Origin of the sequence: Larkinella rosea, assembly GCF_003858635.1 — a bacterium.
Classification (GTDB): Bacteria; Bacteroidota; Bacteroidia; order Cytophagales; family Spirosomataceae; genus Larkinella; species Larkinella rosea.
In genome coordinates this window covers 1464612-1487760 of record NZ_RQJO01000008.1, presented here as the reverse complement: position 1 = coordinate 1487760, position 23149 = coordinate 1464612, and the positions used below count along the sequence as shown (strand labels likewise).

General features: G+C 53.7%; 13 protein-coding genes. 9 read left to right on the top strand and 4 right to left on the bottom strand.

The genetic code is table 11. The annotated features are described in order from the left end of the window. Nucleotides 1-45: 45 nt before the first annotated feature. From EHT25_RS14785 to EHT25_RS14760, 6 genes are all read left to right on the top strand, one after another. Nucleotides 46-1161, top strand: a complete 1116-nt coding sequence (locus EHT25_RS14785) for a FecR family protein (RefSeq protein ID WP_124875738.1) — start codon at nucleotides 46-48, stop codon at nucleotides 1159-1161. Nucleotides 1162-1478: 317 nt separating this feature from the next. Next, nucleotides 1479-4751 (top strand): TonB-dependent receptor, encoded by a 3273-nt coding sequence (locus tag EHT25_RS14780; RefSeq protein WP_124875736.1) that lies wholly within the window; start codon nucleotides 1479-1481, stop codon nucleotides 4749-4751. Between the two features lie 25 nt (nucleotides 4752-4776). Beyond that, a complete protein-coding gene (locus EHT25_RS14775) occupies nucleotides 4777-6444 on the top strand; it encodes a RagB/SusD family nutrient uptake outer membrane protein (protein ID WP_124875734.1) in 1668 nt (555 codons plus the stop codon). A gap of 93 nt (nucleotides 6445-6537) precedes the next feature. Continuing rightward, a complete protein-coding gene (locus EHT25_RS14770) occupies nucleotides 6538-8400 on the top strand; it encodes a glycoside hydrolase family 97 protein (RefSeq protein ID WP_124875732.1) in 1863 nt (620 codons plus the stop codon). A 142-nt stretch (nucleotides 8401-8542) separates the two neighbouring features. Continuing rightward, nucleotides 8543-8734: a cold-shock protein gene (locus EHT25_RS14765; protein WP_114409215.1), complete on the top strand. Its 192-nt coding sequence runs from the start codon at nucleotides 8543-8545 to the stop codon at nucleotides 8732-8734. Nucleotides 8735-9030: 296 nt separating this feature from the next. After that, complete coding sequence (locus tag EHT25_RS14760; protein ID WP_124875730.1) at nucleotides 9031-10956, top strand: histidinol-phosphatase; 1926 nt, start codon at nucleotides 9031-9033, stop codon at nucleotides 10954-10956. A gap of 88 nt (nucleotides 10957-11044) precedes the next feature. Here the strand turns inward: EHT25_RS14760 and EHT25_RS14755 are convergent, their stop codons facing one another. Next, nucleotides 11045-11659, bottom strand: coding sequence for a c-type cytochrome (locus EHT25_RS14755; protein ID WP_229311544.1), 615 nt, complete (start codon nucleotides 11657-11659; stop codon nucleotides 11045-11047). 182 nt (nucleotides 11660-11841) lie between these two features. Here EHT25_RS14755 and EHT25_RS14750 point away from each other — a divergent pair, with 182 nt between their 5' ends. Beyond that, a complete protein-coding gene (locus EHT25_RS14750) occupies nucleotides 11842-13350 on the top strand; it encodes a hypothetical protein (RefSeq protein WP_124875728.1) in 1509 nt (502 codons plus the stop codon). Here EHT25_RS14750 and EHT25_RS14745 read toward each other — a convergent pair. Together EHT25_RS14745 and EHT25_RS14740 are read right to left on the bottom strand one after the other, a co-directional pair. Then, the gene (locus tag EHT25_RS14745) at nucleotides 13281-15215 is read right to left on the bottom strand and encodes a glycoside hydrolase family 2 protein (RefSeq protein ID WP_229311543.1); all 1935 of its coding nucleotides are present in this window, start codon (nucleotides 15213-15215) and stop codon (nucleotides 13281-13283) included. The two genes, EHT25_RS14750 and EHT25_RS14745, sit on opposite strands and share 70 nt — an antisense overlap. A gap of 87 nt (nucleotides 15216-15302) precedes the next feature. Then, complete coding sequence (locus tag EHT25_RS14740; protein ID WP_124875726.1) at nucleotides 15303-16787, bottom strand: glycoside hydrolase family protein; 1485 nt, start codon at nucleotides 16785-16787, stop codon at nucleotides 15303-15305. Between the two features lie 200 nt (nucleotides 16788-16987). Here EHT25_RS14740 and EHT25_RS14735 point away from each other — a divergent pair, with 200 nt between their 5' ends. Beyond that, nucleotides 16988-18733 (top strand): DUF885 family protein, encoded by a 1746-nt coding sequence (locus EHT25_RS14735; RefSeq protein ID WP_124875724.1) that lies wholly within the window; start codon nucleotides 16988-16990, stop codon nucleotides 18731-18733. A 117-nt stretch (nucleotides 18734-18850) separates the two neighbouring features. Beyond that, nucleotides 18851-21244: a M1 family metallopeptidase gene (locus EHT25_RS14730; RefSeq protein ID WP_124875722.1), complete on the top strand. Its 2394-nt coding sequence runs from the start codon at nucleotides 18851-18853 to the stop codon at nucleotides 21242-21244. A gap of 57 nt (nucleotides 21245-21301) precedes the next feature. Here EHT25_RS14730 and EHT25_RS14725 read toward each other — a convergent pair whose 3' ends face one another. Then, a complete protein-coding gene (locus EHT25_RS14725) occupies nucleotides 21302-23068 on the bottom strand; it encodes an ABC transporter ATP-binding protein (protein ID WP_124875720.1) in 1767 nt (588 codons plus the stop codon). Nucleotides 23069-23149 lie beyond the last annotated feature (81 nt).

Genomic DNA, 23149 nt, shown 5'->3' with positions numbered 1-23149 from the left:
AGCTGATTCTCCCTTGTTGAATAGCCTTTTTAATCTCTTCCCTGAATGGCGCATTACCAACACCTTGAAGACTTTCTGAGGGATCCTTCTTTCCAGGCCTGGATCGACGGCGACCCGGAAGCGACGGCCTTCTGGACGGCCTGGCGCCGGGAAAATCCCGAACACCAGGCGGTTTTGGATCAGGCCAAAGCGCTGATGTATACCGTTCGGCGGCAACCGGTCGATTTGTCGGACGACGAAGTGCGGCAGGAAGTCCAGCATCTGGTGACGCAGTTTCGGCAGCGAAAACAAACGGAACGCCCGGAAACGGAACCGCTGGAACCCGTCGTCTGGTGGAACCGGCGGGTCTGGTTGCGCGGAGCTGCTTCCATTCTGGTCGTTCTGGGACTGGGTTTCCTGCTCGTGCGGCAGAATTCCCGGCCGGAGCCGACGGTTTACCGCCAGCTTGTCAGCGAAGCCCCCACAGAACTTCTGGAAAAAACGAACACCAACCGCGAGCCGCTCACGCTGGTGCTGGCCGACGGATCGGCGATTACGCTGGAGCAAAACAGCCGGATCAGTTACCCAAAGCAGTTTACCGGTTCGTTTCGGGAGGTGTATTTGTCGGGCGAAGCGTTTTTTGAAGTAGCGCACAATCCCGGCAAGCCGTTTTTGGTCTACGCCAACGAAACCGTTACCAAAGTGCTGGGAACGAGTTTCCGGATTCGCGCATTCGATACGGGCCCGGAAGTGGCCGTGGCGGTTCGAACCGGGAAAGTCTCGGTTTACCCCAAAACCGCCTTCCGCAAAACCACTTCCGGAACCGTTCAGGAGCCTGCGGGCGTGTTGCTGATCCCGAATCAGGAAGTGGTTTTTAACCGAAAAACCGAACAGTTGCAAAAAGGCCGCGTCGAAAAACCGGAGCTGGTGGCCATCGCTACGCATGTTCAGGAACTGGATGTGGAAGATGTTCCGGTGACGCAGGTGCTGGAAAAACTGGAAAAAGCGTACGGAATTGAGCTGGTTTACGACAAAAACCGGCTTGAAAAATGCCCGATTACGGCTCAGTTTTCGGACGAAACCCTGGCCAACAAACTCGAATTTATCTGCCGGGCCATCGGGGCAACTTATCAGGTACAGGATGGGCGGGTGCTCATTCAAAGCCCGGGCTGCACTCCCTGAAACGAACCCGGTTTTACGTCATTTCTAACCCCTTATCTGCGTGCCTATGCCTGAATAAAAACGCTACACTCCTCTTCGCTTCCGCGAAAAACGTCCTGGGTTGGCGTGCCCGACTGCCTGAGCGGTAATGGTTCCAACAGCATCGTTCCGGCTCCCGACGCGCCACCCAGCCCGTCCTGCAAACTTCCTCATCGTTTGGCAAGACGCCCAAAAAGGCGTCGATGAGGGATTTTTTGTCCATTTCTTCCGAAACGACTCAAAAAACAACCCAATGTATGAAAAATCCAGACTGGATTTCACCCTCCTTAATCAAGCTTATGAAACTTTCCCTCCTCCAGGTGCTGCTAGCGGCCTGCGTGGTTAGCCTCTCCTTCGCCCGCGACAGCCGGGCTCAGGAAATGCTGAACAAGAAAGTGACCGTACAGGTAGTCGACCAAGACATCAAAACCACGCTGAAATTCATCAGCAAAGCGGCTCAGGTACGGTTTCTGTACAGCTCGCTGATGATTCAGGCCGACCGGAAAGTCACGTTTACGGCCGTCGATGAGCGGCTGGAAACGATCCTCGATCAATTGCTGACACCCCTGAAAATCACCTATAAAGTGGAAGGCAAACAGATTCTGCTGACCGCGGCCCCATCGGGCGCCCTCAAACCGCTACCGACTGATGGCATGGCTCAGGCCGGACTCGATCAGTCGATATCCGGCACCGTGACTGACGAAAAGGGCGAAGGGTTGCCGGGCGTCAACCTCATTCAGAAGGGCACCAGCCGGGGAACAACGACGGATAAAGACGGCCATTTTAAATTTCAAATAACCGACGGTCAGGCGGTTCTGGTGGTTAGCTCGATTGGCTATCTGACGCAGGAAGTCACGGTTACCAACCGGCAGGTACTCGCGATTCAGCTGATTACCGACACCAAGGCGCTGAACGAGGTGGTGGTGGTTGGGTACGGCACCCAGTCGAAACGAAATGTAACCGGTTCCGTGGCAAAAGTAGATATGAAAGTCACCGAAAACCTGCCCAACACCAACGTCGCCCAGGCGTTGCGCGGGCGGGTGGCCGGGGTACAGTTTATCGACAATGGACGCCCGGGCCAAAGCGGCAGCATTCTGGTCCGGGGTCGTCGGTCCATCACCGCCAGCAACGATCCGCTGATTATTCTGGACGGTATTTTCTTCAACGGGAGCTTGGCCGAAATCAATCCGAACGACATTGAATCAATGGAAATCCTGAAAGATGCCAGCGCGGCCGCCATTTACGGTTCCAAAGCGGCCAACGGCGTCATTCTGATTACGTCTAAACGCGGCAAAAGCGACAAACCGACCATTCGGGTCAACAGCTATTACGGGGTATCCAACTGGAGCAACCGCATCAAAATGCTGTCGCCCGAACGCTACCTGCAAAAAACGCTGGACTACCGGGCGCAAAGCGGGCAGGAAGCCAATCCGGCCAACATTGCCAGTTATCTCCAGAACACCGAAGCCGAGAATTACCGGAATGGAACCACGATTGACCCCTGGGATGAGGTGTCGCAAAAAGCCGGGGTGCAGTCCTACGACCTCAGTATTGCCGGTCAGTCGGGCCGCACCAATTACCTCGTATCGGGGGCTTTCGTGAACGAACAGGGCCTGATTTACAAAGACATGGCGAAACGCGTGACGCTGCGAACCAATCTGGAAACGAAGGTGGCCGACTGGCTGACAGTGGGGGTTAATGCCACCTACGCCCGGCGCGATTTGTCGGGGGTGGATGTGGCCCTCAACTGGGCCGCCCAGGTCAGCCCCTTTGCCAAAATGTATTACGACGACGCCAAAACCGATCCGGTTCACTTTCCGCAGGATGTGCAGCTCGTCCCCAACCCGCTTTTCAACTCCATCCGTCGTCAGAATGAAGAAATCTACCACAATCTGTTTTCCAATTTCTACGCAAAAATTGAGGTGCCCTTTGTAAAAGGACTCAGTTACCGGATCAATTATTCACCCAACTACCGCTGGGAACACAACTATTTGTTCGAACCGGCTTACCAGCGTTTCGGCGAGAATATTCTGGCCAATGCCAGTAAATACAACCGGGAAACGTTCGACTGGGTACTGGAAAATATCGCCACTTACAGCCGTCAGCTGGGCCGCGATCATGCGTTTGATGTAACGCTTCTGTACGGACGAAACCACCGCCAGTGGGAATCGACCACCGCTACGGCTTCCAACTTTTTCAACGGCGCCAATGGCTGGAACAACCTGGGCATTGCCCAAACCCAGCAAACGACAACGGATGCTTCCGTTCAGGAGGGTATTTCGTCGATGTTGCGACTGAACTACCATTTCAAAAACCGGTACCTGTTCACCCTGACGGCCCGGAGGGATGGCAGTTCGGTTTTTGGTGCCCAGAACAAGTATGCCACGTTTCCATCGGCCGCCGTGGCCTGGATTGTGTCCGACGAGCCTTTTTTAAAACCGCTGACGTTCATCGACCTGCTGAAACTGCGCGTCTCCTATGGTTCGGTCGGCAACCAGGCCATTTCGCCGTACCAATCCCTGAGCCGATCCGATAAAACGCAGTACGTCTTCGGCGATGGCAGCCCCACCTACAACGGTACTTACCCGTCGGGCATGGCCAATACCGATCTGAAGTGGGAAACCACCACCTCGGCCAACGTTGCGGTTGATTTCGAAATTTTGAAAGGACGCATCGGCGGAACGCTCGAATATTATAACATGGACACCAAAAACCTGCTCCTGAACCGTTCCCTGCCCTCGGCAACCGGTTTTCCGTCGGTCATTACCAACCTGGGGGCCACCAACAACCGGGGATTTGAAATGACGTTCAATACCCTGAATATGCAACGGGGTTCGTTTGAGTGGAGCAGCAATCTCGTGTTTTCGACCAACCGGAACCGCATCGTTCACATTTACAGCCGCGACCTGAACAAAGACGGCGTGGAAGACAATGACCTGGGAAATAAATGGTTTATTGGCCAGCCCGTTCAGGTGGCGTTTGATTACGTGATCGATGGCGTCTACCAGGAAGGAGAACAGTTGCCGACCGGTTACAAACCCGGTTTTTACAAACTGAAAGACCTGAATGGCGACGGCAAAATCACCACCGACGACCGCACAGTCGTGGGGCAGCTGGAACCCAAATACCGCTGGGGTTTTACCAACACCTTCCGCTACAGCAATTTTACCCTATCGGTTTTTCTCAACGCCATGCAGGGCTGGATCCGGAGCTTCAACCAGATGATTCCGAGCAATAATTTTCCGGGCAGCGCGTCGAATTTCCCGGACAACGGCTGGTGGACTTCCGAAAACAAATCGAACACGATGGCGTCGCTGGTGTATACCAATCCGTACGGCCATGGGTATTACGTAAGCCGCGATTTTGTGCGGGTGCAGGATGTCTCGCTGGCGTATGAGTTGCCGAAAACGTTGCTCAGTCGCTGGAAAGTCGGCACAGCCCGGGTGTATGTGAGTGGTAAAAACTTGCTGACGTTCACGAAATACCCTGGTTTCGACCCCGAAATTGGCTCAGAAGCCAACGGTTATCCCATGCCCCGCACGTTGACGGGCGGTATTAACCTCAGTTTTTAACCTCATGCTGAACGAATCCCAAACCATGAAATACATCCTTACGATCCTTTCAAAACGGTATCTGACCGCTCTCAGCACACTGGTGCTGGTGTTCGGGAGCAGTGCCTGTAAAGACACGGTGCTCGACGAAGTTCCCCGGGCTTTTCTGAATCCCGACGTGGTGCTGGTGGATAAAACCGGTTTTGAAACTGCCATCATCGCCATTCACGCAGCGGCCCGCGACGAACTGTTCGGCACCGATACCGAAAACCTGCACGCCATGAACATCGGTACCGACGCCTACATGCCGGGGGCGGTTTCGACGCTGCTGCGCGACTACAACGTTTCGCTCACGCCCACGCTCGCGTCCGTCGATCTCTGGTGGGAATGGGCGTACCTGAAAATGCTGTCGCGTTCCAACATCGTGCTCGACTACGCCGATAAAGCGACGGTGAAATGGGCCAGTGAAGCCGAGAAGAACGCCATTGTGGCCGAAGCCCGGTTTTTTCGGGGCTACACCTACTCGATTCTGGCCAATCTGTACGGCGGGGTGCCGCTGGTCGCGCACGTCGAAACCACGCCAAAAACCGATTATACGCGGGCGAGTCGGCAGGAAGTACTGGATTTTGCCCGGCAGGACCTCGAATTTGCTTCGCAATGGCTTCCCAAAAAACCAGCCGTGCCCGGCCGAATTGTGAAAGCAGCCGCCGACCATTTCCTGAGCGAGGTGTACCTGGCGCTGGGCAATTACGACAAAGCCATTGAAGCGGCTTCCGCCGTGATCAACGACGGTTCCTACAAGCTCATGACCCAGCGGTTTGGCAGCAAACTGGACCAGCCCGGCGACGTTTTTTCGGATCTGTTTCGCGACAAAAACCAGAATCTGGCCGCCAATACCGAAACCATCTGGGCGCTCCAGTTCGAATACCAGACGCCCGGTGGCGTCACTTATACCAATGCGACCAATGCCACGGCTTTTGGCGGCAACAGCAGCATGCGGGCCTGGGGAGCCGGTTATCACAACATCAAAGATCCGGAAGGCAAAGCGGGGATGGTGGTTTGCGATAGCCTGGGCCGCCCGGTTGGCTGGGTGATGGGAACGCCCTACGCCAGTTACGACGTCTGGAAGGAGGATTGGAACGACATGCGGAATTCGTCGTACAACATCCGCCGGACGTTCTACTACAACAACAACACCTCGCGGTTTTTCAAACAAAAAGTGGACCCCATCGCGGCAAAAATCGATACCCTTAACTCGGGCTGGTATTATCCATATACCCGCAAACTGGAGGGTGATCCGCTGGCCGGAAATACCGCCGGACGGACATTCGTTGAATTTTATAAAATCCGGCTGGCCGAAACCTATCTGCTGCGGGCCGAAGCCTACATTCGCAAAGGCGACAAACAAAAAGCGGCCGACGATCTGAACGTCCTGCGCAACCGGGCCAAGGCCAAACCGGTCACCGCCGACCGGGCCACGCTCGACTACGTGCTGGACGAACGCGTTCGGGAACTGATCATGGAAGAACCCCGCCGTCGGACGCTGATCCGCTTCGGTTTTCTGGCCAACTCGCCCGTTTTGGTCGATCGCGTGAAGAAATTCAACACCAAAACCGGCAGCAACATCGCCGAAAAACACGAATTGTTTCCCATTCCGCAGAAGTTCATCGATGCGAATCTGGATGCTAAAATTGAACAAAATCCGGGTTATTGACCGAAAACCGGGCAGTAAATACGTTGTCGGAATGCCTTACCTGGTATGACGTTCCGACAACGTCACTCAGATCTTTTTAAACCCATAACCTGAATGACCCGATTTCTTTCCCTTCTTTTCTGTCTTGTTTTGGCAGGAAAAACGCTGGCCCAAACGCCGGATTCCCTGCGCATCAGTTCACCTAACGGCCTGCTAACCTGGTCGATCCGCCTGCAGGACGAACCGCAATCGCCCCAGAGCCCGGTTTACGAAATTACGTACCGGAACAAACCGCTCATCCAACCGTCGCGGCTGGGAATGAGCAACAATGGTACCGGGTTACGCCCGCTCACCTGGGATAAAAACCTGCGGATTGTTTCGGCGACGAAACGGACGCAGCGGTCGAATTGGCAACCGGTCTGGGGCGAACGCGCCGACATTCCCGATCACTACAATGAACTGATTGTCACCTTCCGAAACGGGCCGGGAGCGGGAGGAACGATGCAGCTCATTGCCCGGGCTTACGACGAAGGCGTGGCATTCCGCTATTTTTTTCCGGAAGATCTGCGCGTGCAGGTGCTGGAGGTAGATCAGGAAACCACGTTTTTCAATCTGCCGCCAAAAACGAAAGCGCTCTATACCCATCACGCGCAGGGACGGTACGAAGAACGCGCCATTGAAAACTGGGCCAAGGCCGCCCAAATGCCGCTGACCCTCCGGCTCGACAACGGCACCTGGGCCTGCATTACGCAGGCCGAGCAAAGCAGTTATCCGCTGGTGAGGCTGAAAACCGTCGGTCCCAATCAACTGGTCAGCCAGCTCTACAGTGAAATCACCGAAGCTTCGCCGTTGGCGTCTTCGTGGCGGGTGGTGATGGCAGCCGACCGGCCCACCGACTTACTCCAAAATAACTACCTGATTCAGAGCTTGAATCCGCCGAATGAAATCAAGGACGTGAGCTGGATCAAACCGGGAAGAGTGATGCGCGACTTGACACTTTCGACCACCGGAGCCAAAGATCTGGTCGATTTTGCGGTGGAGCAAAACATCGATTACCTGCATTTCGACGCGGGCTGGTACGGCCACGAGTACGAAATTGCGTCGGATGCCACGAAGGTCAGCGTCGATCCGCGCCGGAATCCGAAAGGCGATCTGGATTTGCCCGAAGCCATCCGGTACGCGCGATCGAAGGGCAAAAAGATTATTTTGTATGTTAACCACCGGGCGCTCGAACGGCAACTGGATACGTTGTTACCGCTTTACGAAAGCTGGGGCGTTTCCGGAATTAAATTCGGTTTTGTGCACACCGGCTCGCACCACTGGACGGTCTGGCTCCACGAAGCGGTTCGCAAAGCCGCCAAACACCACCTGGTTGTGGACATTCACGACGAATACAGCCCGACGGGTTTCAACCGGACGTACCCCAATCTGTTGACGCAGGAAGGCGTGCGCGGCAACGAAGATTGGCCCGACGCGACCCACAACACGATTTTGCCGTTTACGCGGTATATTAACGGAGCCGCCGACTACACCTTCTGTTTCAACCAGCCCCGGCTGACCAACACCAAAGGACATCAGCTGGCGTTGCCGGTGATCTATTTCAGTCCGCTGCAATTTTTGTATTGGTATGGAAAACCGGCCGACTTTCCGGACCGGCAGGAAATTGAATTCTGGAAAGATTTACCCACAGTTTGGGATGATACGAAGGTATTGGCCGGAACGCCCGGTCAATTTGTCTCCATTGCCCGGCGGAAAGGAACCGACTGGTACGTCGGCACGGTCACCAATACCGAAGCCCGCAAAGTCGATTTACCGCTCACGTTTCTGGAACCGGGCAAAAGCTACTCCCTTGAACTGTATGAAGACGACGGGAGCGGCAAAGTTCGGAAGCAAACCCGCAACGTAACGTCCAAAGACCGGCTGACGGCCAACCTGTTACCTTCGGGTGGGCAGGCCGTGGTCTTGAAAAGAAAGTAACGGAATGAGCTTTCAAAATCAGAAAAGCCAGACAGGGTAGTTCTATTCAGCGTGCCGTGCCTCAAAATAAATAAAGGACATGATGCGGTTCTGATTTATTCTTGTTACCTTTGGTGAAATTTTAAAAATACAATACAATATAATGCAAACAGGAACTGTTAAATTTTTTAATGAACTCAAAGGTTTTGGGTTTATTACCCCCTCGGATTCAGACAAAGACATCTTTGTTCACGTATCAGGTTTGATCGACGAAGTTCGCGAGAACGACAAAGTTCAATTCGAAGTTGAACAAGGCAAAAAAGGTTTGAACGCCGTTAACGTAGAGGTTATTTAATCGAAAGATATAATAATTTGAAACGAATGGAGAAAACATGCTTTCGGGCATGTTTTTTTTTGCCCATACTTTTGAAAAACCGCATCTGGCGAATGCGGTTTTTTGGGTTCCTGAAGCTCGCTTTAAAGGCCACATGGACATCCGTGTATCATTATTCCGCTGGGTAACCTGATGTTATCAAATTATACCTAAAAAGACATTCAATTAACATTCATAAAATCAACCGATTACCACAACTTTATTAGAAATAATGCAACTTTGGCTTTTCATGGTATAGACCTTCTTTCTCTTCAATCATGCGACGTGTAGCGCTATCGCTAGTTATTTCACTTCTCTTCACTTCATCGCTTTTTGCCCAAAACTGGTACAAGGGCAACCTCCACACTCACTCGCTCTGGAGCGACGGCGACGATTATCCCGAAATGATCCTCGATTGGTACAAGGCCAACGGCTACCATTTCATCGGATTGTCGGACCACAATACGTTTCAGGAAGGTGAAAAATGGTATAAAGTGCCGCGCGCGCCCGAACGCCGACGCACGTTTGAGCGGTATTTACGCACCTTCGGGCCCGACTGGGTAAAATACCAAACCGGCCCGAACGACTCCCTGAAAGTACGGTTGAAAAACCTGAGCGAATACCGAACGTATTTCGAAGAACCGGAGAAGTTCCTGATTTTCAAGAGCGAAGAAGTTTCGACCGGGTACCAGGGTAAGCCGATTCACATCAACATGACAAACCTCCAGAACCTGCTGAAACCGCTGCCGGGCAACAGCGTGTCGGAAGTCATGCAGAACAACATCGACGCCGTAGTGGCGCAACGGCGGCAAACCGGGCAGCCGATGTTTCCGCACATCAACCACCCTAATTTTTACTACGCGATTACGGCCAACGACCTCATGCAACTCCGTCATGAGCGGTTTTTTGAGGTATTCAACGGTCACCCGCTCGTGCACAATAAAGGCGACAGTACCCGCGAAGGCACCGAATCGATGTGGGATAAAATTAACCTGACGTTTCTGAAACAAGGCCGCCCGCTGATGCTCGGTTTAGCCACCGACGACAGCCATAATTACACGTTTTTTGGACCAACGTACAGTAATTCGGGCCGTGGCTGGGTGATGGTCAATGCCCCGAATCTGAAACCCAATACCATTGTTGAAGCGCTGGAAGCCGGGCGGTTTTACGCAACAACGGGGGTAACGTTCGAAACCCTGACCCAAACCGCTCGACGTGTAGCATTTACGATTAAAGCCGAACCGGACATTACGTACAAGATTCAGTTTATCGGGATTCGGAAAGGGCAGGAAAAGGCGGAAATTCTCCGGGAGTTGTCCGGCACCGAAGCCAGTTATACGCTGACCGATGAGTTGCTGGTGCGGGCAAAAGTGATTTCGAGCAAACCCAAATTCAATCCGTACGAACCGGGCGATGTCGAAACCGCCTGGACACAACCGCTGGCGCCGTTGCAGGTTCCGCAGCCGCTGGCGACGGTCAAACCGCTGCCCAACGCCCACGCCCACAACGATTACGAACAATCCCGACCGCTGCTGGACGCGCTCGACAACGGTTTTACGAGTGTGGAAGCCGATGTGTATGCGCATCACGATACGCTCTACGTGTCGCACAACCAGCCCGCGTTCTGGAATCCTGATAAGTCACTCGAAAATCTGTATTTACGCCCGCTGGCCGAACGAATCAAACAGAATGGCGGGAAAGTGTACGCAAGCTATACGGACCCGGTTTACCTGATGATCGACTTCAAAACCGCTGCCGACAGCACGTACAAAGCCCTGGAAAAACAGTTGCAGAAATACCGGAATATCCTGACTTCCTGTCGCGGAAACCGCTGCCAGCCCGGTGCTGTGACGGTTTTTATTTCCGGAAACCGCCCGATCGAAACGCTGAAAAAAGCGAAGGAACGACTGGCGGGCATCGACGGACGGCCCTCCGATCTGGGCAAGGGATACCGCCGGGAGTTGATGCCGGTGGTGAGCGATTCGTACACGAACCAGTTGAGCTGGCGCGGACAGGGACCGATGCCGGACGATCAGTTTCAGAAGCTGAAACAACTCACGCAACGGGTTCATGCCGAGGGTAAAAAACTGCGGCTCTGGGCGTGTCCCGAAGACCCGGCCGTCTGGACCAAACTCCGCGAAGCCGGAGCCGATTTCCTGAGTACCGACCAACTGGAACTGGTGCGGGATTTTTTGTTGAAATAGACAAGAGAAGTGAGACAAGAGAATAAAGACAAAAAGCAATCCGGGCGCGATTCGTCTCTACTCTCTTGTCTCACTTCTCTTGTCTATTTCATTGCCCCGGCGGAATCGGCATGGGGACCGTGTTTTTGATCGGTTTCAGCGATTTCAGATACGCAAAAATGGCTTTTACGTCCTCATTCTTCACATTTGCGTACTGCGGCCAGGGCATGGGAGGCAACAGCATCCGGGTGTTGTCGAGCCCCCGGTACTTGCCTTGCTGGAAAGCCTTGGTGAATTGTTCCAGCGTCCAGTTGCCAATCCCGGTTTCGTCGGGCGTCAGGTTGGCGGCAAACGATACGCCCCAGATGCCCGCGACAGCCGTCATTTGTCCGGTAAACATCGCCCACTGACCATCTTTCACGGTATTTCGGTCGTAGGGAGGCAGCTTTTCATTCTCATTGTGGCCGGACAAAAACCGGTCCATGTCGGGCACCGGTCCCTGAGGGGTGAATTTCTTGGGCGAATGACAATCGGCGCACCCCATGATGGTCACGAGGTATTCACCTTTTTTGATCAGCGCCGGATCAGCAGTCGGTTTGGGCGCGACCAGATGGTTGCCGGTAGCGGACCCCGGTTTAGCCGGGTCGTTGTGGCTGGCGGTAAAACTCAGGGCTGAAAAGCCCGCGATGGCAATGGACAGCGAAAAAAGCCATTTTTTCATCATAGTGATCTGTTGTTAAATTGGATTGAAAAAAGCGGAAGATTCCGGCGTCAAAAGTCCGGTTTCGTACCGCCGGTTTCAAGCGATCTGTGGATGAAGGCGTAACTTTCGGGGTTGAAACGGAAACTTTTATTGATAGATCGGATAAACGCCACAAACCGTTGATTCATAAACCATTATTTGCTATGAAAACCCGTTTTTCGGCTCTTGTTTTGCTGATTTGCCTAAGTGGGCAGCTTTCGGCACAGCCTATTGCGTTACATCCGGAGAATCCGCATTATTTCAGCTACAAAGGCAAACCAACGGTTTTGATCACCTCGGGCGAGCACTACGGCGCGGTGCTGAACCTCGATTTTGATTTCATTACGTACCTCAACACGCTTCAGAAAGACGGCCTCAACCTGACCCGGACGTTTACCGGTGCCTACCGCGAAGCCCCCGGCGATTTTGGGATCGAGAACAATACGATGGCGCCCAAGTATAACAGGTATAGTTGTCCCTGGGCTAAGAGCGAACAGGATGGATATGCACTAGCCGGTAAAAAATTTGATCTTTCACGTTGGGATGATGCCTATTTCAAGCGATTAAAGGAATTTGTCGGAGCCGCAGAGCAACGCGGTATCATCGTCGAACTGGCACTTTTCTGCCCGTTTTACGAAGAAGGAATGTGGAGCATCAGCCCGATGTATTCGTTTAACAATGTAAACAAGCTTGGACACATCGGGCGCAATGACGTGTATACGCTCGATAAAAACGGTGGTTTGCTGGCGGTTCAGGAAGCGATGGTTCGGAAAATCGTGACGGAACTGAACGGTTTTGGCAATCTGCTGTTTGAAATATGCAACGAACCGTATTTCGGCGGGGTGCAACTGAACTGGCAACACCGCATCGCCGACGTGATTGTAGAAGCCGAGAAGAATCTGCCCAACAAACACCTCATCACGCAGAACATCGCCAACGGCGCGGCCCAAATTGAAAAACCGCATCCGGCGGTTTCGGTGTTCAATTTCCACTACGCTACACCGCCCAAAACCGTACCCCTGAATTATGGCCTGAACAAAGTAATTGGCGACAACGAAACCGGTTTTCGCGGCACCGCCGACTCGACCTACCGCAAGGAAGGCTGGGAGTTTCTGCTGGCCGGGGGCGGTTTATACAACAACCTCGACTATTCATTCACGTCCGTTCTGCCCGATGGTACGTACCAACCAGGACCGAAATCGCCCGGTGGCGGCAGCCCGGCCTTGCGAAAACAACTAGCTGTTTTGAAGGACTTTATGTACAGCCTGGACTTTGTTCGGATGAAACCGGATACGGTTTTACTGGCTTCTCCCCTCCCCGCGAACCTGCGGTTTCACGCCCTCGGCGAAACCGGAAAGCAATACGGCATCTACGTTTACAACCGCAACCACCCGAAACGGAACGAACCCCTGACGCTGTCGCTGAATCTGCCCGGCGGGCGCTACCGAATCACCTATGTAGAGCCGGAAACCAACCGGCCGGAAGCAGCAGAAAAAACTCCGGCATTCCGGCGGTTCGGCGATCCTGACAACCCCCGCTTTCGGAGCGGATCTGGGCGTAATTTTACGTACCCAATGACCGGCAGTCATTGGGTACGAACACGTTACTTAAACAAAGGCGCGTGGATTTCGCGCAGCGTTTCCACCGGAATCTTGATCACTTCCCGGTCGTAAGTCAGCAGGCCGTTGACTTCGCCTTCGACGTCGGTCGTCTGGGTGTATACGGCGGCCGAAACCCCGTTTTTCTGGTACATTTCCACCATCTTGCCGTACTTGGTCCGGTAGGCTTTCAAAACCGCATCCTTGTCCTGGTAGGTCTGGTAGCCCCAGTTCCGTTTGTTCGGGTCCCAGAGATGACCCGTCACCGGCCAGCCGATTCCGCCAAATTCGCCCACCACAATCACCCGATCTTTCTTGGGTGCAGGGATATTGGGGACTTCTTCGTAGGTATGAATGTCGTAGAAATCGCCCGCGCCCAGGTCCGACCAGCCACTGGCGGCATTGGTTAAGCGGCTCGGATCGAGGGCTTTCACCCAATCGGCCAGCCGCACATTATCGTATTGGCCCCAGCCTTCGTTGTGGACCACCCACGTCACGATGCTCGGATGGTTGTGCAGGCGGTTCATCATCCGGCGCAATTCCAGTTCAAACTGTTCCTTGCCTTTCGACCGGCGCAGCGGCTCGACCACTTCGCTGCGGCCCATGTCCTGCCCGCTCAAAAAACCGGACGGCATGTCCTGCCAGACCATAATGCCCAGCCGGTCGCAGTGGTAATAATACCGGGCCGGTTCCACCTTGATGTGCTTGCGGAGCATGTTAAAACCGGATTTTTTCAGGAAATCGATTTCAAACACCATCGCGTCGTCGGAAGGGGGAGTCAGCAAGCTGCCCGGCCACCAGCCCTGATCGAGCGGGCCGTTCTGGAAAAGCGGTTTGTTGTTGAGCAGCATCACGGGTTGCCCGGCAATCTTGCCCGGTCCCATCGAAATCTTCCGCATCGCAAAATAGCTCGTAACGGCATCCACCGGATTTCCGGTTACAGCGGCTTTGGCGTAGGCCGAACGCTCGGCGTCGTTGTGGCGCGGGCGGTTGCGGTTTTCCGTACCCGGAAACGGATCGGTTACCGTGACCAGTTCGGCTTTCAGGTTGTAGAGAAACGGGCTGTCGGGCGACCAGAGTTTCGGATTTTTGATCGGCACGTAGGCCACGCGACCCGAGCGAACCAAGAGCGTCGAAATGGTCTGCGTACCGTCCAGGGCCGTCAGCCGAACCGCGCTCGTCGGGTTCGTGATGGGTTTATTTAGCAATACTTCCACCCGGATTCGGCTTGAATCCAGTTCCGGCGTAATGCGCACTTCTTCGATGTAATTCGGATTCGGCACCGGTTCGAGCCAGACGGTTTGCCAGATGCCCGAAACCGGCGTATACCAGATCCCGTTCGGATTAAATACCTGCTTCCCGCGCGGTTGTTCGCCCTCGGTTGTCGGGTCGGTCACGCCCAACACCAGTTGATTCTGACCGGTTTTAAGAAAATCCGTAATATCAAAGTCGAAGGCGTCCGAACCGCCCGTGTGCGAACCCACCAAACCGCCGTTGACCCACAAATTACATTCGTAATCCACCGCGCCGAAGTGTAAAAGCACGCGCTGGCCGTTCCAGTCACTCGGGATGGTGACGTTCCGGCGGTACCACAACCGCTGATTGGCATTCAATCCTTTGGTCACTTTCGAAAGCGTCGATTCCACGGCGAAAGGCACCAGAATCTGGCCGTCGAACTGCGTGGGCTGGCCTTCGGTTTTGGGCCGGATGGCGTATTCCCACATCCCGTTCAGGTTCTGCCAGTTGGGTCGCACGAGTTGCGGTCGTGGGTATTCCCGCCAGGCATTTTCGGCAGTCACCTGCTTTTCCCAGCGACTCAGAATGGCCGCCGGGGCCGGACCCGCTGCGGTGGTTTGCGCCAGAACGGGCTGGCTAAGGAGGATTCCAAGGGATAAACTAAACAAGACACGATCGAAGGTGCGTCGAAACAGGTATTTCATGAGGTTTAGAAATAGAGTCAGTGTAATTAGGCAATCTTTTCCTGCAAAGATAGAATTCTTTCGATTGGTCGGGTGATTCCGGGTCGGTCATTGGATCGCAAACGAATACAGATCGGCATCCCGCACGACAAATTTCAGTCGCACTTTCCGGTCGCCCAATTCCTTGACGGTTTTGCCGTTTTTCCAGGTAATGGGGCCATCGATTGTATCACCGACCAGCGGTTCGGATTCTTCAAAACCGGGTACGACCTGCCCATTTTCGTCCAGAATCGCCACTTTTACATAGCCCACCGACGAGGTTGCATAGTTAGCACTCAGATTATTCCCCTGAAGAAAAACCGGTTTTGTTACGATGCTTCCTTCTTTGTAACCACCGTGCAGCGACGTAAAACCGTCGGTTCGTAACGTCATGCGTTCCAGAAAAACCGCCTTCGTTCCGTAGGCGCGGGTCACGAAAAAGGACATCTCGGCCGGGCCGGTCGCAATGACGCCCATCGCCGGAATATTACTCCGCGCTCCCCAGTTTTTTGGGTCGGAACCGGGCCGAACGAATGATTCCATGAATTTTCGGTCATACCGCGTTCCGCCCCGGGAGGTCATAAAAACCCCGTCGGCCACGCCTTTCCACTGCGTTTTGTCGGTCCCGTTTTCGATCAACTGGGCATCCGAAAGTACTTTCAGCTGGGGCGAAAACCGGAACGGCATGGAAATCAGTAGCTGGGGCGCCCGGAAATACGGATGTGTCGTGTTGGTGTATAGATGTTCGCGTTCGGTGTCGCCGAAAGTCATCAGTTCCGGTTTTGACCAGTGAATGAAGTCGCGGGACGTGGAGCGGGCGATGGACCGGATTCCGCCAGCAGGATACAACTCACCCGGTTTTCCACCCGTCCAGGCCCGGAAGTAAATGGCATAGTGTTGTTCGGAAGGCACCCAGGTCGGCACATTTTGCGAATCCAGCGCGTAATCATGAAACAAGGCCGTGGTATCTTTCGGGTAGCGTTTCCAGTGAATACCGTCGGCCGAAACATAGCGGAACAACCCACTGGACGCAACTTTCGTGAGCGATTCTCCACCCACGGCTTTGTACCGTTCCTCGGCCGGAATCCCGGGCCGATTGTCGTACAGCACCGTCAGATTGTGCGTTGTCCGCAGGCTGTTATCCCCCAGTACTACGTTATTGTCCAGCGTGCCGTTAACCTTGAAAAGCCGCAGTTTCGGTTTGGTCCAGTGAATGCCGTCCTTGCTTTCGGCGTAACACGTCACCTGCTGCTCGCCCTTTTCGTCGTGACCGGCCAGCCCCCGGTAATACATCTGAAACCGGTCACCGGCGTTCACGACCGAGACGTACGTGCAAAACCGCCCTTCCCAGGGCGCATCGAATGGCAGGGCTTTTCCGGCCGAAACCGGGGTTCCCAGCCGCCAATCCAGGTTGATGAGTGTATCGATCAGGTAATCATCGACAAAAAGCTCGCGCTGGTTTCGGAGCGTGATGGGCGGATTCTGGGCAAAACTGGCAAAGGATGCCAGAAGCGATCCGATCAAAACCAACAAACGGATTCGAAAAAAGGGCATCGGAACAGATCAGTTAAGGGTAGGGCGTCCGCAGCGTCGTATGGTTCCGGCAGAATCCATTACGCATCGACGGTCCGAAGATACCAAAAGATGAACGAGTACGTCATTGATTTTAACTAGCTAGTCGTTTATCCATCCTCTTTCTTCTTTTGTCTGCGTATATCGCTACTTTAGTGAAATAAACACTGATCTCCATTCCCATGAATCCACCGGTTGCACGTCTGTTTTTCTGTTCCCTGCTTTTTGCAGTTGGTTCGCCAGCGGTTTTTGCCCAGCCTGCGCCAGCTCAGGCGCTTTACCGACAAACGAGCGACGTGCATCACCTGCTGACGAATTACGAAGCCGATTGGGGTAGCCTGAGCCGGTTTTATACGATTGCTAATTCGCCCGAACGACGGGAGCGGTTCCGGACGTTTTTCAACGATTACCTTCGGCAGTTGCAGCAACTGGATTTTGAGAAGATGAGCACCGACAGTAGGGTGGATTACCTGTTGTTTCAGCGCAACCTCCGCAATGAATTACAGGATTTGACCCATGAAGAAAAGGAGGTGAATCAGACCAAAAGCTGGTTTCCGTTTGCCGATAAAATTTACGCGCTCGAAAAACTGCGTCGGCGCGGCACCCCGCTAGTGGCCGAGCAGGTCGCGTCGGATTTAAACGCGATCGGGAAAGAAATCGTCACCGTTCAGAAAGGGATCGAGAAAGCGGAAAAAACCGATCCCGCCGTCGCCCGACGCGCCGAAGGAACCGCCAAAGGTTTGCAGGCCGCGTTGAAAAGCGTGTTTACATTTTACAACGCCTACGACCCGCAGTTTAGCTGGTGGGTGCCCGAACCCTACCACAAAACCGATAGCTTATTGACGGTTTATACGAACCTGCTGACCAAAAAAGTCCGGGAAGCGGCCCCGACCAAAGACGACGGCAGCGGCATTGCGGGCATTGCGGTCGGGCGTGAGGAATTGCTCCGGCAGTTGCAGTACGAACTGATTCCGTATTCGCCGGAAGAGCTTGTCGATATTGCCAACCGGGAGTTTGCGTGGTGTGACCGCGAGTTGCTGAAAGCGACAAAGGAAATGGGCTTTGGCTCCGACTGGAAAGCCGCCCAGGAGAAAGTTAAAAATTCCGCTGTGCCCGCCGGTCGCCAACCCGAACTGATCTTACGGCTTTACAATGAATCGATTGCGTTCCTGAAAAAGCACGACCTGATCACGATTCCGCCGATTGCGGAGGAGACCTGGCGGATGCAGATGATGTCGCCCGCGCGGCAGAAAGTGAGTCCGTTTTTTCTGGGTGGCGAATCGATTCTGATCTCCTACCCCACCGACGCAATGGCGCACGAAGACAAGCTGATGAGCATGCGCGGCAACAATCCGCATTTTTCCCGCTCCACGGTGCACCACGAGCTGATTGCCGGACACCATTTGCAGGGTTTCATGAACAACCGCTACAAGACCTACCGGAATTTTGGCACGCCGTTCTGGACGGAAGGCTGGGCCTTGTACTGGGAAATGATTCTGTGGGATCTCGGTTTTCCGCAATCGCCGGAAGACCGCATCGGGATGTTGTTCTGGCGGATGCACCGCTGCGCCCGGATCATCTTCTCGCTGAATTACCACCTCGGCAAATGGTCACCGCAACAGTGCATCGACTTTCTGGTGGATCGCGTCGGGCACGAGCGCGCCAACGCCGAGGGCGAGGTTCGGCGGTCGTTTGTGGGCGGTTATCCCCCGCTCTACCAATTGGCGTACATGACCGGCGGTTTTCAGTTTTACGGCCTGAAAAAAGAGTTTGTGGACAGCAAAAAGATGACGTACAGGCAGTTCCACGACGCCATCCTGCAATTGAACGCGATGCCCGTTGAAATGATCCGCGCCATCCTGACCAACCAGAAACTCAGCAAGGATTTCAAAACGTCCTGGCGATTTTACGAAAAAGAGGGCAAATAGGTGGGTTTTTCAACCTAAACCGAATGCAGGTGTCCGAAAATTTGGGGCGTTTCCTGTTTCATTTTATCTTTAACCCTTCATAGCATACGCTTTTTGTACCAACGTTTCCATCAACAAATGACCAAAAGATTCTCCATACTGGTGGCGGTTTTCGCGCTGCTGTCGCTGCAAATCCGGGCACAGGCCCCTTCAACTCCTACTTACAAGGCCAACGACCGGTTTGAGCAATTAGGGCCCCAATTGCCCACTCCCACTACGTTTCGTACGGCCTCCGGTTCGCCGGGCCGGGATTTTTTCCAGAACCGGGCCGATTACGACATCAAGGTCGAACTCGACGACGCCAACCAGAAAATCATCGGTTCGGAAACCGTCACGTATTTCAATAATTCGCCCGATGCGCTGAAATACATCTGGTTACAACTCGATCAGAATATTTTCGAGAAAAATTCAACGGCGAACCTCAGCAAGCAATCGGTGGTTTCGGCCAGCGGAACCAGCCTGGTTCGCTTGCACAACCTCAACAATTCGGAACCGGGTGCCGAGATCGATCCTAAAAAAGAATATGGTCAGAAAATAACCGCTCTTCGGGATGCCACCGGAAAACCGCTGAAGTATACCATCAACGGCACCATGATGCGGGTCGAGTTGCCCGTACCCCTAAAACCGGGCCAGCATTTCGTGTTCGGCGTCGACTGGAATTACAACATTACTGCTTATTACGGCCGCAGCGGTTTTGAATATTTCCCGGCCGATGGCAACCGGAATTACTTCATTGCGCACTGGTTTCCACGGTTATGCGCCTACGACGATGTCAACGGCTGGCAAAACAAGCAATTTCTGGGACAGGGCGAATTCACGCTGATTTTTGGCAATTACAAAGTCGCCATTACGGTTCCCAACGATCACATTGTGGGTGCCACGGGCGAATGCCAGAACTACAAACAAGTGCTGACCACTGCCCAGGCACAGCGGATGCAGAAAGCGTCGATGGCCAAAACGCCGGTCAAGATCGTGACGCAGGATGAAGCCGTGGCCGCCGAAAAAGCGAAGCCGACCGGCAAGAAAACCTGGATTTACAAAGCCGATAACGTCCGTGATTTTGCCTTTGCGTCATCGCGCAAATTCATCTGGGACGCCATGCAAACTGATGTTTACGGCGATGGGCGCAAAATCTGGAGCATGTCGTTTTACTCGAAAGAAGGCAATCCGCTCTGGGAACAGTATTCAACCCGGGCCGTTGAGCACACGTTGCGGTCGTACGGAAACCGGACGTTTAAGTACCCGTACCCGGTGGCCATTTCGTGCCACGCGACCCGCTACGGCGGAATGGAATACCCGATGATCAGCTTCAACGGGGGTCGGCCCGAACCGGATGGAACTTACTCCGAAAGCAACAAAGCCGGGATGATCGGGGTGATTATCCACGAAGTCGGCCACAATTTTTTCCCAATGATTGTCAACTCCGACGAGCGCCAGTGGACCTGGATGGACGAAGGGCTCAACAGTTTTTGCCAGTATCTGGCGGAGAAAGAATGGGATTACAACTTCCCGAGCGGCTACGGCGAACCGCAGCGCATCGTTCCGTACATGAAGTCTGATCCGAGCCAGTTGACGCCCATCATGACGTCGTCGGATAACATTTTGCAATTCGGACCGAATGCGTACGATAAACCGGCTGCAGCATTGAATATTCTGCGCGAAACCGTCATGGGTCGCGAACTGTTCGACTACGCTTTCAAGGAATACGCCCGGCGGTGGGCCTTCAAAAACCCGACACCAGCGGATTTCTTCCGGACGATGGAAGACGCGTCGGGCGTCGATCTCGACTGGTTCTGGAAAGGCTGGTTCTACGGCGTCGAACCCGTCGATCAGGATCTGGTGGAGGTAGACTGGTTTACGATTAATACGCAGAACCCGGACGTGGAGAAAGCCATCGCCCGCACCGAAGCGGAGGCTAAAGCCAACACCATGAGCAAGATTCGTGATGCGGCCACCAAAAACCAAACCGTCGTTTCGCAGGATTCGACCATGAAGGATTTCTACAACCGTTACGACCCGTATGCGGTGACCGATGCCGACAAAAAGAAATATGAGGATTACCTGTCGTCGCTGACCGAAAACGAACGTAAGACGCTCAATGCGAAGAATAACTACTACACACTGACGCTGAAGAACAAAGGCGGTTTGCCCATGCCGGTGATCGTTCGGATGCAGTTTGAAGATGGCACAGATTCGGTGGCGCGTTTCCCGGCCGAAATCTGGCGGTTCAACAACGTGCAGATCAACAAGGTGATTGCCACCAGCAAGAAGGTGACGCAGTGGACGCTCGATCCATTCCAGGAAATTGCCGACATCGACACCGAAAATAATTCTTTCCCGCGTCAGGCCCAAAAACCGACCCGGTTTCAGTTGTTCAAGCAGGGCGGAGCCGCCAAGAGCCCCAACCCGATGCAACAGCAACAATCGACGCAACCACCCGCCCGGCAGGGAGGAGCGAGTAAGAATGAATAATGAACCATTAACGCTGAAACAGCCGGTTGGATATTTTCTGATCGGCTGTTTTCCGTGTTAATGGTTCATTCTTACTAATTCCTGCCGACGCTCGCCGATCTGTTGCCGCCACATCGCGTAGTACAGACCTTTCTGGTCGAGTAACTCGTCGTGGGTGCCGGTTTCGGCAATTTGGCCTTTTTCCAGCACAATGATCGTGTCGGCGTGCATGATGGTCGAAAGGCGATGGGCAATCAGAATCGTAATCTGTTCGCGTCGGGCTGAAATGCTGCGGACGGTATCGGTAATGGCTTCTTCCGTCAGCGAATCGAGCGCCGAGGTGGCTTCGTCGAAAATCAACAGGCGGGGATGGCGAATCAGGGCACGGGCAATCGAAATCCGCTGTTTTTCACCCCCGGATAGTTTCATCCCCCCCTCGCCCAACACCGTATTAATGCCCTTTTCGGAGCGCGCAATGAGCTGATCGCAGGAAGCTTTGTGGAGCGCTTCGCGGATTTCGTCGTCGGTCGCGTCGGGTTTGACAAACAGCAGATTTTCCCTGATGGTCCCGGCGAACAACTGCGTATCCTGCGTCACAAAACCGATCTGCCGACGCATGGGGTTGTACCGGATCTGACTCGCCGGAACGTCGTTGAAGTAAATCTCGCCCGAAACCGGTTTGTACAAGCCCAGCAACAGCTTCACCAGCGTCGATTTCCCCGAACCCGACGGCCCCACGAACGCGACGGTTTCGCCCATACCGACCTCAAACGAAATACCGTCCATTGCGTTCTGGCTGGCCGTCTGGTGCCGAAATACGACCTGATCAAACCGCAAATGGTGCAGCACACCGAAGTCGATGGAATCGTCGGGCCGACGCTCGATCGGTTTTTGCATCAGGTTATCGAATAGCCCCAGCGATGCCTCGGCTTCGCGGTACGCCAGAATGATGTTGCCCAGATCCTGCAAAGGCGCAAAAATGGCCGTCGAGATGAATTGCATCGAAATGAGTTCGCCGGTGGTCAGCACATTCCGAAAAATGAGCCATAACAAGGCAAACAAAATCGATTGCTTCAGCACGTTCAGGGTGGTTCCCTGCAAAAACGACAAGGTTCGAACCTGCCGCGTTTTCTCCATTTCAAGTTCATAGATTCGTTGCGTGTACTGCTTGAGTCGCCGGATTTCCGGAAACGTAAGTCCCAGACTCCGCACCAGCTCGATATTCCGGAGTGATTCGGTAATGGCCCCCGCCAGTTTCACGGTTTGCCGATTGACCGCCTTTTGAACGGTTTTAATCTGTTTACTTAACAAACCGGTCAAACCGCCCAACACAACGATCCCGATCACAAAAATGGGAATCAGTGCCCAATGCTTCGTGATGGCATACCAGATCAGAAATCCCATGCCTACAATGGACGAGAACAGGATATTGATGAACGCATTGATGAATTTCTCGGTATCGGTGCGTACTTTTTGCAGTAAGGAGACGGTTTCGCCACTCCGCTGTTCTTCAAATTCCTGAAACGACAACCGGAGCGTTTGTTTCAATCCGTCGTTAAAAACCTGCGTTCCAAACCGTTGCACCACCAGCCGCATGAAATATTCCTGAAACGATTTGGCTAAGCGCGCCAGCGTCGCGATTCCCACGGCAACCGCCAGCCAGAATAAAACTCCTTTGACCAGTTCAGATTCGGGATGGATGGCCGGTTTGGTGGCGTAGTCGTCGATAATTTTACCAAAAATCAACGGATCGATCATCATCAAAATCTGACTGACACCCGCCAGCAGCAGTGACGAAACCACCAGCCAGCGGTGCGGTTTCAGGTATGTCCACAGAATTTGCATAGTTCCGGTATACGGTTTTCAGTTTACGGTATACAGTTTTCGGTTTGCGACTTACTCTTTATGGAATCCTGGCGGAACTCC

What these genes read in the sequence shown, in the direction of transcription:
- EHT25_RS14785 (WP_124875738.1), top strand. Translation starts at nt 46, where the DNA reads ATGGCGCATTACCAACACCTTGAAGACTTTCTGAGGGATCCTTCTTTC.
- EHT25_RS14780 (WP_124875736.1), top strand. Translation starts at nt 1,479, where the DNA reads ATGAAACTTTCCCTCCTCCAGGTGCTGCTAGCGGCCTGCGTGGTTAGC.
- EHT25_RS14775 (WP_124875734.1), top strand. Translation starts at nt 4,777, where the DNA reads ATGAAATACATCCTTACGATCCTTTCAAAACGGTATCTGACCGCTCTC.
- EHT25_RS14770 (WP_124875732.1), top strand. Translation starts at nt 6,538, where the DNA reads ATGACCCGATTTCTTTCCCTTCTTTTCTGTCTTGTTTTGGCAGGAAAA.
- EHT25_RS14765 (WP_114409215.1), top strand. Translation starts at nt 8,543, where the DNA reads ATGCAAACAGGAACTGTTAAATTTTTTAATGAACTCAAAGGTTTTGGG.
- EHT25_RS14760 (WP_124875730.1), top strand. Translation starts at nt 9,031, where the DNA reads ATGCGACGTGTAGCGCTATCGCTAGTTATTTCACTTCTCTTCACTTCA.
- EHT25_RS14755 (WP_229311544.1), bottom strand. Translation starts at nt 11,659, where the DNA reads ATGATGAAAAAATGGCTTTTTTCGCTGTCCATTGCCATCGCGGGCTTT.
- EHT25_RS14750 (WP_124875728.1), top strand. Translation starts at nt 11,842, where the DNA reads ATGAAAACCCGTTTTTCGGCTCTTGTTTTGCTGATTTGCCTAAGTGGG.
- EHT25_RS14745 (WP_229311543.1), bottom strand. Translation starts at nt 15,215, where the DNA reads ATGAAATACCTGTTTCGACGCACCTTCGATCGTGTCTTGTTTAGTTTA.
- EHT25_RS14740 (WP_124875726.1), bottom strand. Translation starts at nt 16,787, where the DNA reads ATGCCCTTTTTTCGAATCCGTTTGTTGGTTTTGATCGGATCGCTTCTG.
- EHT25_RS14735 (WP_124875724.1), top strand. Translation starts at nt 16,988, where the DNA reads ATGAATCCACCGGTTGCACGTCTGTTTTTCTGTTCCCTGCTTTTTGCA.
- EHT25_RS14730 (WP_124875722.1), top strand. Translation starts at nt 18,851, where the DNA reads ATGACCAAAAGATTCTCCATACTGGTGGCGGTTTTCGCGCTGCTGTCG.
- EHT25_RS14725 (WP_124875720.1), bottom strand. Translation starts at nt 23,068, where the DNA reads ATGCAAATTCTGTGGACATACCTGAAACCGCACCGCTGGCTGGTGGTT.